Origin of the sequence: Pseudomonas sp. zfem002 (genome assembly GCF_032621685.1) — a bacterium.
GTDB lineage: Bacteria > Pseudomonadota > Gammaproteobacteria > Pseudomonadales > Pseudomonadaceae > Aquipseudomonas > Aquipseudomonas japonica.
Map to the genome: position 1 here is coordinate 92022 of NZ_JAVYJH010000004.1, position 17599 is coordinate 109620.

Annotated in this window: 1 protein-coding gene; it reads left to right on the forward strand. The window is 68.4% G+C overall.

What is annotated here, in order from left to right; all coding sequences use genetic code 11:
- The first annotated feature begins 129 nt into the window (after positions 1-129).
- Positions 130-17523 (forward strand): autotransporter-associated beta strand repeat-containing protein, encoded by a 17394-nt coding sequence (locus tag RTI28_RS07950; protein WP_316919948.1) that lies wholly within the window; start codon positions 130-132, stop codon positions 17521-17523.
- Positions 17524-17599 lie beyond the last annotated feature (76 nt).

The following is a 17599-nucleotide window of genomic DNA, read 5'->3' on the forward strand; positions in this document are numbered from 1 at the left end:
ATCCCACCCAAATGGAACCTGTAGTCGCCAAGGTCAGGCTGTTCGACACAAGCAGTGTGTGTAGTTCCCGAGGGACAGATCCACACGCATCATCGCGCTTGAATTGCCTGATCCACGAAGGAGTCGCCCGTGGACAGAAGATTCGCCAAGTCGCTTTTCGTACGTCGTTCCCCTCTGCCTCTGGCGATCAGCCTGGCGGCCGCCGGCCTGCTTTCCCCGTTTGCCATGGAAGACGCGCTTGCCGCCTGCGTTGTTGCGGCGCCAACCATCACCTGTGACGGGGTCATCCTCTCGACCTTCAGCAGCGCGCTGAACAGCCCGGTGGTGACTGTCAACAATGGCGCACAGATGTCCACGACACTGGGCGCTGCGCTGAACCTGACCGGCAACAGCGTCAACCTCAACAACTCGGGCACCATCGGTCCGACCTTGCTGGGTTCGCTGGTCAACTTCACGTCCGCCGTGACCATCGGCAACACCAACAACAGTAACGTGGTGATCAATAACGCCGGGCTGATCAGGGCGGTCGGCGACACCCTGTCGAGCAACCTGCTGAACCTGACGGGCATGGCGCTGGAAGTGAAGAACGGCGCAAACGGTTTCGTCACCATCAACAACAACAGCGGCGGCGTCATCGACGCGGCGCCGCTGATCACCGCGGGGCTGCTGGCGGCCCCGGACATTCCCAGCGTGGTGGTCTACAACCCGCTGAACGGCGCGGCGGGTGCGGGTCCGAAAGTCACCTTCAGCAACGCCGGCACGGCCAGCATCACCGGGCGTATCGCCCTCCAGGGCTCCTCGCTGGGCAACACCTTCATCAACGCCGGTACCCTGACCGGCAGCCTGGCGATGGGCGCGGGCGGTGCTACCCCGAACACCTTCATTGCGGTGACCGGGTCGCAGGTGCAGAAGGGCGCGGGTCTCGGGGTCGACCTGGGCGTGATCGGCAAGCTTGGGGTCGCCTTTGCGGGCGCGGGCATCGTCGACGGCGGTCTCAACGGCAGCAACACCCTGGTCCTGCAGAACACCTCTGATCCGCTCAACCCCGGCACCGGTGAAGGCGGCAGCGGCAGCGTGTCCGTGGCCAACTACAAGAACTTCCCCAATCTGAAAGTCATCAGTGGTACCTGGAGCGTGCTGGGCAATCTGCTGACCGGGCTCGCCAGCCCTACGGTCGAGCTGACCGGCGGTGTCCTGAGCATCAACGATGCCGGGGCCTTCGGTAGCGCCAGCCTGGTGGCCAACGGCGGCAACCTGCGCTCCCTGGACCCGAGCATCACCCTGAGCAACCTGATCATCCTCGGCAGCAACGGCCTGAGCGTTTCCGGTATCAACCAGCTGGCCATCTCCGGTCAGTTGACCGGCAGTGGCGCACTGACCAAATCGCAGGCCAGTACCCTGGTCCTGAGCAATGCCAGCAACAACTTCAGCGGCGGAACCGTCCTCCAGGGCGGCACGCTGTCGCTGACCAACGCCGCGGCGCTGAGCAGCGGCGCCGTGTCGGTGAGCGGCGCAGCGACCCTGCAGGCCACCGCGCCGATGACCCTGAGCAACGCCATCAGCCTGACGGCGGCACTGGGCGTGGACGGTGGGGTGAATGCACTGACCCTGGCCGGCAACATCACCGGCACGGGATCGCTGAGCAAGATCGGCAGCGGCGACCTGACCCTCAGCGGCAGCAACAACTTCTCCGGCGGCCTCGCGCTGGGTGGCGGCAATCTGATCTTCGCCAATGCCGCGGCAATCGGCAGCGGTGGGCTGAGCCTGACGGCGAACTCCACCCTGACCAATACCGCTGCGGTCAGCCTGGGCAACAACATCGCCCTGAGCAACCGTGCCCTGACGCTCAGCGGCGGCAATGCCGTGACCCTGAACGGCAACCTTTCCGGTACCGGGAGCCTGATCAAACAGGGCGCGGCCGACCTGACCCTGAACGGCACCAATGCCTTCGACGGTGGCGTCGCCCTGCAAGCCGGCAAGCTGATCATCGGCAACAACGGTGCCCTCGGCGCTGGCCGGCTCACGGCCTCCGCCGGCACCACCCTGGACACCGATGCAGCGCGCACGGTCACCAACAACCTGACGCTCACCGGCAACGTCAGCGTGGCCGGGAGCCACGACCTGACCCTTGGCGGTTCGATCACCGGGGCCGGCGGCCTCAGCAAGAATGGCAACTCGACGCTGACCCTCATCGGCAGTACCAGCGACTTCGTCGGCGGGGTGGCCCTCAATGCCGGTACGCTGCTGGTCGACAAAGGCGCTTCCCTGGGCGCGGGCGCGCTGACCACGGCTGCCGGTACCACCCTGGGCGCCACCAGCAACGTGACGGTGTCCAACCTGGTCAACCTCAACGGCGATCTGACCCTGAGCGGCCCGGCCAACCTTGGCCTGGGCGGGGTGATCAGCGGCACCGGCAACCTGATCAAGAACGGCAGCAGCTCTGTTCAACTGTCGGGGGCCAACACCTTCCAGGGCAACACCCTGCTCAATGCCGGTAGCCTGTTCATCGGCAATGCCGGGGCGCTCGGGCAGGGCCGCCTGATTGCCGCCGGCGGCACGCTGGATACCTTCTCCGCCGTGGCGATCGCCAACGCCATCACCCTCAACGGCGCGACCACTGTCGGTGGCAGCGCCGACCTGTCCCTGCAAGGCGTCATCGACGGCACCGGCAGCCTGGTCAAGAACGGCGCCGCCAACCTGACCCTGACCGGCAGCAACGGCTACAGCGGCGGCACCACCCTGAACGCCGGCGGCCTGATCATCAACAACGCTGGCGCGATCGGCTCCGGCGACCTGACCGTCGGTGGCGCGGCCCGCCTGACCGTGGCGGCGCCGCTGGCCCTGAACAACGCCGTGCACCTGAACGGCAGCCTGACGTTGCAGGGCAACAGTGCGCTGACCCTCGGCGGGGTGATCGACGGTTCCGCTGGCCTGGTCAAGTCCGGCGCCGGTGTGCTGACCCTGAACGCCGCCAACACCTATGGCGGTGGCACCACCCTCAATGGCGGTGGCCTGGTGCTCGGCACCTCTACCTCGTTGGGCAGCGGTATGCTGAGCGCGGCCGCGGGCACTTCGCTGGACAACAGCAGCGCGCTGAGCCTGGCCAACGATGTCACCCTCGGCGGCAACCTCAACGTGCTGGGCAGCAACGACCTGACCCTCGTCGGCACCGTCAGCGGTGCCGGTGGCCTGATCAAGACCGGCGGCGCCAGCCTGACCCTCAACGGCAACAACAACTATCACGGCGCCACCCAACTCAATGCCGGCACCCTGATCCTGGGCAGCAATACCGCACTGGGCGATGGCGTCCTGCACGCCGCGGCCAACACCACGCTGAATACCAACACCGCGGTGGCGATCAACAATCAGGTCAACCTCGCCGGCAACCTCAACATCGGCGGGGTCGCCAACCTGACGCTGAGCAACATCGTCAGCGGACTGGGCGGCCTGACCAAGAACGGCCTGGCGACCCTGGCCCTGAACGGCGCCAACCTCTACCAGGGCGGTACCACCCTGAATGCCGGCGGCCTGCTGCTGGGAGACGACCTCGCCCTGGGCAGCGGTGCGCTCAATGTGGCGGGCGCCGCGACCCTGGACAGCGGCAGCGCGCGCAACCTGGCCAACGCCATCAACCTGGGCAGCGACCTGACCCTTGGCGGCAGCAGCGCCCTGACCCTCGGCGGCACCCTCGGCGGCAGCGGCGGGCTGATCAAGAATGGCGCCGCCGACCTCACCCTCGGCGGTGCCAACAATTACCAGGGCAATACCCTGCTCAACGGCGGCAAGCTGATCGTCGGCAATGCCAGTGCCTTGGGGCAGGGCGCGCTGATCGCGGCCCAGGGCACGGGCCTGGATACCAGCACCGCGCTGGCCCTGGCCAATGCCATCACCCTGAACGGCGCGCTCAGTCTCGCCGGCAGCAGCGACCTGACCCTGCAGGGCGCCATCACCGGCACCGGCAGCCTGGTCAAGAACGGCAGCGGCAACCTGATCCTCGCCGCCAGCAATGGCTACGGCGGCGGCACCACGCTGAACGCCGGTACCCTGACCATCGCCGCCGGTTCGGCCCTGGGCGCTGGCGACCTGACGGTCGGCGGCAGCGCCACCCTGGCCAGCAGCGGCGCGCAGTTGCTGGCCAATGCCGTGCATCTGAATGCCGGCCTGACCCTCAACGGCAGCGGCAGCCTGACCCTCAATGGCGTCATCGACGGGGCGGCCGGCCTGACCAAGACCGGCAGCAGCAGCGTCACCCTCAACGGCGCCAACGCCTACGCCGGTGGCACCAGCCTGAACGGCGGCACCCTGGTCCTCGGCACGAACACCGCGCTGGGCAGTGGCAGCCTGAGCGTCAACGGCGGTGCGCTGGATGCCAACAAGGTGCTCAGTGTCGGCAACGCGATCACCCTCAACGGCAACCTCAACGTGCTGGGCAGCCGCGACCTGACCCTGGGTGGCGACATCACCGGAGCCGGCGGCCTGACCAAGGCCGGCGGCGCGACCCTGGTGCTCAACGGCAACAACAGCTACCAGGGCAACACCAACCTCAACGCCGGTATCCTCGTGCTCGGCAGCAACAGTGCGTTGGGGCAGGGCGTCCTGAATGCGGCGGCCAACACCGCGCTGGATACCAATACCGCGGTCAGCCTCAGCAACCAGGTCAACCTGGCCGGCAACACCCTGATCGGCGGCAGCGCCGACCTGACCCTGAACGGCACGGTCAGCGGTGCCGGCGGCCTGACCAAGAACGGCGCGGCCAGCCTGGTCCTGAATGGCGCCAACACCTACCTCGGCGGCACCACCCTGGTGGGCGGCACACTGTCGTTGGGCAACAACCAGTCGATCGGCAGCGGCGCCCTGACGGTCGGCGGCAATGCCAGCCTGGACAGCAGCAGCGCGCTCAACCTGGCCAACCAGGTCAACCTCGGCAGTGCCCTGAGCCTGGCCGGCAGCAACGACCTGATCCTCTCCGGCGTGGTCGGCGGCAACGGCAGCCTGATCAAGAACGGCGCGGGCAACCTGACCCTGAACGGCGTCAACAGCTATGTCGGCGGCACCACCCTCAACGCCGGTAGCCTGACCCTCGGCAATGCCGGGGCGATCGGCAGCGGCCGGCTGACTGTGGGCGGCGCGGCCAGCCTGAACAGCACTTCGCCGTTCGTCCTGGGCAATGCCATCACCCTGAATGCCGACCTGAACCTGGCGGGCGGTTCCGACCTGGGCCTGAACGGCGTCATCGACGGTAGCGCCGCGCTGCTCAAGAACGGTGTGGGCAATCTGTCCCTGAACGGCGTCAACAGCTACCTCGGCGGCACCACCCTGGCCGCGGGCAGCCTGACCCTGGGCAATGCCAACGCCATCGGCAGCGGCGCGCTGAATGTCAGCGGCGCGGCCACGCTGGGCAACAGCGCGGCCTTCGCCCTGGGCAATGCCATCAACCTCGGCGCCGACCTGACCCTGGCCGGCAACAATGCCCTGACCCTCGGCGGCGTCATCGGCGGTACTGGTGGCCTGGTCAAGAACGGCCTGGCCGACCTGACCCTGAGCGGCGCCAATACCTTCAGCGGCGCGCTGAACATTCTCTCCGGCAGCGTCAGCACTGTCGGCAGCGGCGCCCTGGGCAACACCTCCGGGGTCAATGTCGGTGCCGGCGCCAGCCTGAATCTCGGCGCCAGCGCGGCCATCGGCGGCCTGAGCGGCGCCGGTGCGGTCAACCTTGGCGCGGGCAGTGACCTCACGGTCGGCACCGGCAATGCCAGCAGCGTGTTCAATGGCGGCCTGGCGGGCGCCGGCGGCCTGATCAAGGTCGGCGGCGGCAGCATCGAGCTGGCCGGGGCCAATGCCCTCAGCGGCACGACCCGGATCGATGCGGGCGTGCTGAATGTCAGCGGCTCGCTGGCCAGCGGCCTGGTCCAGGTCAACAACGGCGGTACCCTGGGCGGTGGCGGCGTGCTGAGCGGCGCGGTCAATGTGCTCGATGGCGGCCACCTGGCGCTCAACAGCGGCAGCACCCTCAGCGTCGGTTCGCTGACCCTGGGCAACGCCGCCAACCTGGATGTCGGCCTCGGCTCGCCGTCCACCGGCGGCACCGCGCTGCTCAATGTCGGCGGCAACCTGACCCTTGACGGCACGCTGAACGTCAGCGATATCGGCGGTTTCGGCGCCGGTATCTACCGCCTGGTCGACTACAGCGGCGTCCTCACCGACAACGGCCTGGTGTTCGGCAGCCTGCCGGGCAGCGTCAGCGCGGCTGACCTGCAACTGCAGACCGCCATCGGCGCGCAGGTCAACTTGCTGGTTGGCGGGGCCAACGGCGCCGTGCTGTTCTGGGACGGCAGCAACACCGGCAGCGACGGCGTGATCCAGGGCGGCAGCGGTACCTGGGACAGCCTGGGCACCAACTGGACCACGGTGAACGGCACCGGCAACCGCGACTGGAGCGGCAACTTCGCGGTGTTCCAGGGCGCGGCGGGCGCGATCACGGTCAATGGCACCCAAGCCACCACCGGCCTGCAGTTCGTCACCGACGGCTACACCCTCGGTGGCAGCGGCCAGTTGCAACTGATCAACAACGGCAGTGGCGTCGCGACCGTCCGGGTCGACCCGAATGTCACCGCGACCCTCGCCCTCGGCCTGAGCGGCAGCGGCACGCTCAACAAGGTCGACAGCGGTACCCTGGTGCTCACCGGTGGCAACAGCTACAGCGGCGGCACCCGGCTCAACGGCGGCACCCTGGTGCTGGGCAACGACGCGGCGCTGGGCAGCGGTGCCCTGATCGCCGCCAACAACACCACCCTGGACAGCAACAGCGCCGTGACGCTGGCCAACGCCATCAACGCCCAGGGCGTGCTCAACCTGGCCGGCAGCAATGCCCTGACCCTGAACGGCACGCTCAGCGGCGCCAGCCTGGTCAAGAACGGCGCGGGCCTGCTGACCCTCAACGGTGCCAACGGCTACAGCGCCGGCACGACCCTCAACGCGGGCGGCCTGGTCCTGGGCAACGCCCTCGCCCTCGGCAGCGGCACCCTGCATGTGGCGGGCGCGGGCACGCATCTGGACAACAACACCGCGCTGAGCCTGGCCAACCTGTTCGACCTGGGCTCGACCCTGACCCTCGATGGCAGCAACGACCTGACCCTGAACGGTACCGTCAGCGGTGCCGGCGGCCTGCTCAAGAACGGCGCGGGCATCCTCACCCTGAATGGCGTCAACAGCCATGCCGGCGGCACCACCCTGGCCGCGGGCGGCCTGGTGCTGGGCAACGGCGCCGCGCTGAGCAACGGCGCGCTCAATGTCACCGGTGCTTCCAGCCTGGACGCCAGCACTGCGCTGGTGCTGAACAACGCCATCAACCTCGCTGCCGACCTGACGCTGCCGGGCACTTCCAGCCTGACCCTGAACGGTGTCATCGGCGGCAGCGGCAGCCTGAACAAACTCGGTGGCGGCAGCCTGACCCTGAATGGCAGCAACACCTACCAGGGCGCCACCCAGCTCAATGGCGGCAGCCTGGTGCTCGGCAACAACGCCGCGCTGGGCAGCGGCGTGCTCATCGCTGGCGCCGGCACGACCCTGGACAACAGCACCGCGCTCAACCTCGGCAATGCCATCAACCTGCTCGGCGCCCTGACCCTGGGCGGCAGCGACAACCTGACCCTGAGCGGGCTCATTTCCGGCCCGGGCGGCCTGGTCAAGAACGGGGCGAGCGTGCTGACCCTGACCGGCGCCAACGGCAACCTCGGCGACACCACGCTGAACGCCGGTACCCTGGTGCTCGGCAACGGCGCCGCGCTGGGCAGCGGTGCCCTGAACGCCGCCGATGGCACGACCCTGGACGTGATCGGCGGGACCGTGCTGGCCAACGCGCTCAACGTCGCCGGCAACCTGACCTTCACCGGCAGCAACGACCTGACCCTGCTCGGCGCGGTGAATGGCGCGGGTGGCCTGACCAAGAACGGCAACGGCAACCTGACCCTCAATGGCCTCAACGGCTACCTGGGCGACACCAACCTCAACGGTGGCAGCCTGACCCTGGGCAACAGCCAGGCCATCGGTGGCGGCGCGCTCAATGTCGGTGCCGCCTCGACCCTGAGAAGCACCTCGGCAGTCAGCCTGGGCAACCAGGTCAACCTCAACGCCAACCTGACCCTCAACGGCACGGGCGACATCGGCCTGAACGGCGTGGTCGCCGGCGCGGGTGCACTGAACAAGACCGGCAGCGGCGTGCTGACCCTCAATGGCGCCAACACCTACCAGGGCGGCACACATCTCGCCGCCGGCACGCTGGTGCTGGGCAATGCCGGCGCGCTGGGCAGCGGCGCGCTCAGCGTCAGCGGCGCCTCGATCCTGGACAGCAACGCCGCGCTCGGCATCGCCAATGCCATCGCCCTGGATGCCAACCTCACCGTGGCCGGCAGCAACGACCTTGGTCTTGCCGGCAACCTCACGGGCAACGCCAGACTGATCAAGAACGGCCTGGGCAGCCTGACCCTGACCGGCAGCAACAGCTATCGCGGCGGCACCGACCTGAATGCCGGCACCCTGGTGCTGGGCAATGCCGCCGCACTGGGCAGCGGCACTCTGAACGTAGCGTCCGCTACGCTGAGCAACAGCGCCGTGATGACCCTGGCCAACGCCGTGCAAGTGAGCGGCAACCTGACCCTGGCCGGCGCGCAGGACCTGGTGCTGAGCAGCATCCTCGGCGGTACCGGCAGCCTGACCAAGACCGGCGCGGCCGACCTGACCCTGACCGGGACCAACACCTACGGCGGTGGTACCCGCCTGGACGGCGGCCGTCTGATCCTCGGCAACAGCGGCGCGATCGGCAGCGGCGACCTGACCGCGGCGAACAACACGGTGCTCGACAACAGCACCAGCGTGACGCTGGGCAACGCGGTCCACCTGAATGGCGCGGTCGGCATCGGCGGCAGTGCCGACCTGACCCTCAACGGTGTGGTCGACGGTCCGGGCAGCCTGGTCAAGAGCGGCGCCGGCAGCCTGACCCTCAGCGGCGCCAACACCTACCTCAGCGGCACGACCCTCAACGCCGGTACCCTGGCGCTGGGCAACAATGGTTCGCTGGGTGTCGGTGGCCTGACGGTCGGCGGCGCGTCCTCGCTGATCGCCAACGCGCCGGCCATCACCCTGGCCAACACCCTCGCGCTGAATGCCAACCTGACCCTGCCGGGTGCCAACGACCTGGCCCTGAACGGCGTGATCAGTGGCGCTGGTCAACTGGTCAAGTCCGGCAGCGGTAGCCTGACCCTGAACGGCGCCAACAGCAGCTTCAGCGGTGGCGTGGCACTGAGCGGCGGTAGCCTGATCGTCGGCAACAACAATGCGCTGGGCACTGGCGCGCTGGTCACCAGCGGCAGCGCGACCCTGCGCAGCAACGGTGTGCTGTTGCTCAACAACGATCTGGTCGTCAACGGTGAGCTGAACCTGGTCGCCAACGACCAGGCGATGCTTAGCGGCCTGTTGAGCGGCAACGGCACCCTGATCAAGACCGGCATCGACGAACTGGCGCTGCTCGGCAGCAGCACCTTCAGCGGCACCCTGGATCTGCGCGACGGTCTCGTGACCACCTTCGGCCCAGGCACCCTGGGCAATCCGGGCAATGTCATCCTGGGCAGCGGCACCACCCTGAACATGAACGGCAACAGCAGCCTCGGTGGCGTGGCAGGTTCCGGGGTGCTGAACATCGGCAACGGCACCACTGTCTCCGTGGGCGGCAGCAACCTCGACAACGTGTTCAGCGGTGTGTTCCTGGGTGACGGTACGTTGAGGAAGGTGGGCACCGGCGTGCTGACCTACAGCGGCACCTCGGCCCTCAGCCACAACATCCAGGTCAATGGCGGTACGCTGAAGGTCGACGGCGTCCTCAACGCCACCAGCAATACCATTACCGTGAACAGCGGCGGCACCCTCGCCGGCAGCGGTTCGGCCAACATGGCGACCACCGTGCTGAACGGTGGCCACCTGGCTGGCACCAGCGGCAGCACCCTGACCCTGAAAGACCTGGTGCTCAACCAGAACGCCAACATCGACGTGGCGCTCGGCTCGCCACTGACCGGCAACACCCCGCTGTTCCGGATCACCGACAACCTGACCCTCGATGGCGTGCTCAACATCAGCGACGACGGCGCCTTCGGCAATGGTGTCTATCGCCTGTTCGAATACACCGGCGGCCTCACCAACAACATCGTCGACTACGGCCTGCTGCCGAGCAACGTGCTCACCAGCGAGCTGACCCTGCAAACCGTCGCTGGCCAGGTCAACCTGCAGGTCAACTCGCCGAACCTGGTCATCCAGTACTGGGATGGCGCCAATACCAGCGTCAACGGCGCGATCGATGGCGGCAGCGGTGTCTGGGACGCCGGCATCACCAACTGGGTCGCCCAGGATGGCAACGGCAACAGCACCTGGGCCGATCAGTTCGCCGTGTTCATGGGCAACGCCGGTACCGTCACCGTCGATAACGTGCAGGCCGTCAACGGCATGCAGTTCATGACCGATGGCTACCAGCTGGTGTCCGGCAGCAATGGTTCGCTGAACATTTCCAACCGCAACGACGGCAAGTTCGCCGTGCGGGTCGACCCCAACGTCACCGCGACCCTGGACCTCGATCTCAACGGCAGCGGTACCCTGCAGAAACTCGACCTCGGCACCCTGGTGCTGAACGGCAACAACGGCTACACCGGCGGCACCCTCCTGCGTAACGGCACCCTGGTGGTCGGCAGCGACAGCGCGCTGGGGACCGGCGCCCTGAGCACCGCCGCCGGCACCGTGCTGGACAGCAATACGGCGGTGACCCTGGGCAACGACATCGCGGTCACCGGCCAACTGACGCTGCCGGGCAACAACGACATGACCCTCGGCGGCAACATCAGCGGCACCGGCAGCCTGCTCAAGGGCGGTGCCAGCCGCCTGACCCTGAGCGGCAGCAACAGCATCAGCGGCCCGCTGGCGCTGAACGCCGGCACCCTGGTGCTGGCGTCGACCGGCGCCCTCGGCACCGCCAACCTGAACGCCGCCAACGGCACCAGCCTGGACAACGGCCTGGACCTGACCCTGAGCAATACCGTCAACCTGGCCGGCAACCTGACCGTGCTCGGCAGCAACGACCTGACCCTCAGCGGCCAGGTCAACGGTACCGGTCGCCTGCTCAAGCAGGGCGTCAACCGCCTTGCCCTGAATGGCCTCAACGGCTTCAGCGGCGGCGTCGAGCTGCAGTCGGGCACCCTGAGCCTGGGCAATGCCGGGGCGCTGGGCAGTGGTGCGCTGACCGTCAGCGGCTCCTCCAGGCTGGACACCAGCAATGCCTTCGCCCTGGGCAACGCACTGCAACTGAACGCCTCGCTGGCGCTGGCCGGCAGCAAGGACCTGACCCTCAACGGCGTGATCAGCGGCACCTCGACCGCGCGCCTGATCAAGAACGGCGCGGCGCGCCTGACCCTGAACGGCGCCAACACCTTGTTCAGCGGCGGCACCACCATCAACGATGGCGACCTGACCCTGGGCAATGCCCTGGCCCTGGGCACCGGCGATGTCAGCGTCACTGGCACGACCCGGCTGGATACCAGCGCGCCGATGACCCTGGGCAATAACGTGGATGTCAGCGGTGTGCTGTCGCTGGCCGGCAACAACGACCTGAGCCTGACCGGCGTGATCAGCGGCAATGGCACCCTGAACAAGGACGGCCTGGCCAGCGTGACCCTGAGCGGCAACAACAGCTTCGCCGGCATCCTCAACATCCTCTCGGGCACCCTGCGTACCCTGGGCAGCAACGCCCTCGGCAACCCGTCGCAGCTCAACCTGAGCAGCGGCGCCAACCTCGACCTGGGCGGCAGCCTCACCCTGGGCCAGCTGGTCGGCAGCGGCGGCGTGATCATCGACAGCGGCAATACCCTGAGCGTCGGTGGCGGTACGTTCGCCGGCAGCCTCGGCGGCAGCGGCACGCTGGACAAGGTCGGCAACGGCGACCTGACCCTCACCGGCAGCAGCAGCCACAGCGGCAACACCCTGGTCAGCGGCGGCAACCTGGTGGTCGATGGCAGCCTGGCCAGCGCCAGCGTGGCGGTGGGCAACGGTGCCAGCCTGGGCGGCAGCGGCAGCCTCGGCGGCAGCGTGACCATCGCCAATGGCGGCAACCTGACCCTGCGAGGCGGCAATACCCTGAGTGTCGGCGCGCTGCTGCTGAACGACACCGCCAACCTGAATGCCTCGCTCGGCAGCGCCATGGCGGGCGAACCGGCCCTGGTCGATATCGCCGGCAACCTGACCCTGGACGGCCGCCTCAACGTGACCGATATCGGCGGCTTCGGCGCCGGGGTCTATCGCCTGATGAACTACGCCGGCAGCCTGACCAACAACGGCCTGGTGCTCAACACCCTGCCGGGCTCCGTGCAGGTGGGCGACGTCAACCTGCAGACGGTGGTCAACAACCAGATCAACCTGGTCGTCGGTGGCGCCAGCAACCTGCTGTTCTGGGACGGCAGCCAGATCGTCGGCAACGGCGGCATCGAAGGCGGCTACGGGGTCTGGGACGCCAGCAACAGCAACTGGACCAACGCCAACGGCACGCTCAACGAAACCTGGAACGGCTCCTTCGCGGTGTTCCAGGGCAACGGCGGCACGGTCACCGTCAACGGTGCGCAGAACATCACCGGCCTGCAGTTCGGCGGCGATGGCTACACCCTCAACGGCGGTGTCGGCGGCCAGTTGCTCACGGCCGCGGGTGCCACCAACGTGCGTGTCGACAGCGGCAATACCGCGACCCTCGGCGTGGCCATCAATGGCGCGGGTACCTTGACCAAGCTCGACAGCGGCACCCTGGTGCTCAGCGGCGCCAACGGCTACACCGGCGGTACCGCGCTGAACGGCGGCACCCTGGTGGTGGGCAACGACGCGGCCCTGGGCAGCGGCGTGCTGACCGCGGCCGGCGGCACCACGCTGGACAGCACCAGCGCGGTCACCCTGGGCAACAACGTCACGCTCAACGGCGCCCTGGCGATCGGCGGCAGCAACGCCCTGACCCTGAACGGCGTGCTCAGTGGCAGCGGTGGCCTGGTCAAGAACGGCGCGGCCAACCTGACCCTGAACGGCGTCAACGTCTACGGCGGCGCCACCTCGCTGGCCAGCGGCAGCCTGACCCTGGGCAACGACAACGCGATCGGCAGCGGCCCGCTGAACGTCCGCGGCAATGCCACCCTGGCCAGCACCGCCGCCTTGCAACTGGGCAATGCCATCGACCTCGGCGCGGGCGCGCAACTGACCCTGGCCGGTGCCCAGGACACCACCCTCGGCGGCGCCATCGGCGGCACCGGCAGCCTGGTCAAGAACGGCACTGCCGCGCTGCTGCTCGGCGGCAACAACACCTACAGCGGCGGCACCACCATCAACGCGGGCAGCGTCAGTGGTTCGAGCGCCAGCCTGCAGGGCGCGATCCTCAACAATGGCGCGCTGACCTTCGAGCAGAACGCCGATGGCAGCTACACCGGCAACCTCACCGGCAGTGGCAGCCTGACCAAGAACGGCAGCGGCCAACTGCTGCTCACCGGCAACAACGGCCTGACCGGCGACACCCTGGTCAACGCCGGCAGCCTGGTCAACAACGGCACCCTGGCCAGCGTCAATGTGCAGGTCGCCAGCGGCGCCAGCCTCGGTGGCAGCGGCACCTACAGCGGCAGCGTCAGCCTCGCCGACGGCGCCAGCCTGAATGTCGGCAGCGCCACCGCGCCGCTGTCGGTGGGCAACCTCAACCTGTCCTCGGGCAGCAACCTGAACGTCGCCCTCGGCGCGCCGGGCAGCGCCTCCACCGTGGTCCAGGGGGGCGGCAACCTGGTGCTGGACGGCACCCTGAACATCAGCAATGCCGGTGGCTTCGGCATCGGTGTCTATCGCCTGTTCAGCTACGGCGGCAGCCTGACCGACAACGGCCTGGTCTACGGCAGCCTGCCGGGCGGCGTCGCCGCCAGCGACCTGACCCTGCAGAGCGCCATCGCCAACCAGCTCAACCTGGTGGTCGGCGGCACCGGCAACGTGCTGTTCTGGGACGGTAGCCAGACGGTCGGCAACGGCATCATCGACGGCGGCAACGGCGTCTGGGATGCCGCCGGCAGCAACTGGACCAACGCCAGCGGCAGCTTCAACGAAAGCTGGAACGGCACCTTCGCGGTGTTCCAGGGCAGCGGGGGCACGGTGACCGTCAACGGTGCGCAGAACATCACCGGCCTGCAGTTCGCCAGCAACGGCTACACCCTCAACGGCGGCGCGGGCGGCGAGCTGCTCACGGCCGCGGGTGCCACCAACGTACGTGTCGACAGCGGCAATACCGCGACCCTCGGCGTGGCGATCAATGGTGCAGGTATCCTGACCAAACTCGATGGCGGCACCCTGGTGCTCAGCGGTGCCAACGGCTACACCGGCGGCACCGCGCTCAATGGCGGCGCCCTGGTGGTCGGCAACGCCGCGGCCCTGGGCAGCGGCGTGCTGACCGCGGCCGGCGGCACCACGCTGGACAGCAGCAGCGCCATCGCCCTGGGCAACGCTGTGGTGCTCAACGGCGCCCTGGCGATCGGCGGCAGCAACGACCTGAGCCTCGATGGCGTGGTCAGCGGCAGCGGCAGCCTGGTCAAGAACGGCAACGCGGCGCTGGTACTCACGGCGGCCAACACCTACAGCGGCGGCACCACCATCAACGCGGGCAGCGTGCGCGGCACCACCAGCAGCCTGCAGGGCGCGATCCTCAACAACGGCGCGCTGACCTTCGAGCAGAACGCCAACGGCAGCTACACCGGCAACCTCACCGGCAGCGGCAGCCTGACCAAGACCGGCAGCGGCCAGTTGCTGCTCACCGGCAACAACGGCCTGACCGGCAACACCCTGGTCAGCGCCGGCAGCCTGGTCAACAACGGCACCCTGGCCAGCGCCAACGTGCAGGTCGCCAGCGGCGCCAGCCTCGGTGGCAGCGGCAGCTACAGCGGCACCGTCAGCCTCGCCGACGGCGCCAGCCTGAATGCCGGCAATACCAGCACGCCGCTGTCGGTGGGCAACCTCAACCTGTCCGCGGGCAGCAACCTGAACTTCGCCCTTGGCGCGCCGGGCAGTTCGACCACCGTGGTCCGGGTGGGCGGCAACCTGGTGCTGGACGGCACGCTGAACATCAGTGATATCGGCGGCTTCGGCGTCGGTGTGTATCAACTGTTCAGCTACGGCGGCAGCCTGACCGACAACGGTCTGGTCTACGGCAGCTTGCCGGGTGGCATCAACAGCGCCAGCCTGACCCTGCAGAGCGCCATCGCCAACCAGCTCAACCTGGTGGTGGGCAGCGACAGCGACCTGCAGTTCTGGAACGGTGGCAAGACCAACCCGGACGGCACCATCGCCGGCGGCAGCGGCACCTGGGGGCCGAACACCAACTGGACCAACTCCGGTGGCACCAGCAGCAGCGGTTGGGGCGGCACCTTCGCGGTGTTCGGCGGCGCGCCGGGCACCGTCACGGTGGAAGGGCTGCAGACCTTCAACGGCCTGCAGTTCCTCAGCAGCGGCTATCAAGTGGTCGCCGGCAGCGGCGGGGCGCTGGCACCGGTCAACGGCGCTGCTGGCAGCCTGGCGGCGGTGCGCGTCAATGCCGGCGCCAGCGCCAGCATCGCGGCGCCGCTGGTGGGCACGGGCGGTATCGAGAAACTCGATGCCGGCACGCTGATCCTCACCGGTGCCAACACCTACAGCGGCGGTACCACCGTCAGCGGCGGTACCTTGCAGGGCAACACCAGCAGCCTGCAGGGCCGCATCCTCACCAATGGCGGCGGCACCCTGGTCTTCGATCAGGGCAGCAACGGCCAGTTCATGGGGACCCTCAGCGGCACCGGCGCCATCGTCAAGCGCGGCAGCGGCAGCCTGCTGCTGACCGGCAACCAGCCGGCCAGCGGCACCTTCGCCGTCGATGCGGGCACCCTGGTCGTCGGCAACGCAGCCAACCCGGGCAGCGTGCTCGGCTCGCAGGTCACCGTCGCCAACGGCGCCGGCCTGACCGGTACCGGCACGGTCGGTTCGCTGGTCAACCACGGCACCGTGGCCACCGGCCTCGACGGTGGCAACCTGAGCGTGGCGGGCAACTTCACCAACGCCAGCGACGGCACCTTGAGCGTGGCCATCACCCCGTCCCTGACCAACTACCTGAACGTGGGCGGCACCGCGAACCTGGGCGGCACCCTGCAAGTGCTGAACCTCGGCAGCTACACCGGCGATACCCGCTACACCCTGATCAACGCCGCCGGTGGCCTGACCGGCACCTTCGCCAACACCAGCGGACTGTCGAGCCTGCTGTTCCTCGACACGGCGCTGACCTACGGGACCAATACGCTGACCCTGTCGGTGGCGCGCAACGGGGTGGCCTTCGCCGACGTCGCCGAAACCCGCAACCAGCGCAACGTCGCAGCCGCGCTGGACACGGCGGCTGCACCGGCCAGCCTGCGCAGCGCGATCCTCACGGGTGACCGCGCCAGCGCGCTGGCGGCGTTCGACAGCCTGTCGGGCGAGATCCACGCCAGCACCGCCAGTGTGCTGATCGAGGATTCGCGCTATGTCCGCGATGCGCTCAACGACCGCATGCGCCAGGCCGGTTGCAGCAGCGACCAGGATCCGCGGCGCGCGCTGGCGCCGAGCGGCAACCAGCAGGCCACGAGCCAGGGTTGCCAGGGCGAGAGCGTCGGCTGGATCCGGGCGCTGGGCGGCTGGGGTGACTTCGAAGGCGGCCACGCCGCGGCCAACATCGATCGCGACCTGTCCGGCTTCATGCTCGGTATCGACAACAACCTCAACGACGAATGGCGCCTGGGGATCGCCGCCGGCTACAGCAACAGCAGCATCAACGCCAAGGGCCGCGGTGCCGACTCGTCGGTGGACAGCTATCACCTGGCGACCTACCTGAGCTATCAGATGGACGCCTTCGCCGCCCGCCTGGGCGCCGCCTACACCTGGCACGACATCGACACCAAGCGCGACATCAGCGTCGGCAGCTACAACGACCGCCTGAAAGCCGGCTACAAGGCGCGCAGTGCCCAGGTCTTCGGTGAAGTGGGCTATGCCATCGATGTGGGCGGCGTGGCGCTGGAGCCGTTCGCCGGCCTGGCCTACGTCAACTACGACAGCGACACCGGCCGCGAGAAAGGCGGGGCAGGGCGGCTGGAGGCCAAGGCCGACCAGGACGTGACCTTCTCCACCGTCGGCCTGCGCGTGGGCAAGGCGTTCACGCTGGCCAACGGTGCGGAACTGACGCCACGCGGCAGCCTCGGCTGGCGGCATGCCTTCGGTGATACCAGGCCGGATGCGGACCTGACCTTCGTCGAAGGCGGCGCCAGCTTCAGCAGCCAGGGCGTGCCGATTGCCCGGGATGCGGCGGTGGTCGAGGCGGGGCTGGACCTGAGCATCGGCAACGCCGGCAAGCTGGGCGTGGGTTACTCGGGGCAGTTGTCCAGCGAGAGTCGTGACCACGCGGTGACGCTGACCTTCAGCATGGGCTTCTGATCCGTTGGGGCCGCGGCCCTTCGCAGTGGTTCGGCGAAGGGCCGCAACGCGGTGCCGATATACGGTATCGTCGCGA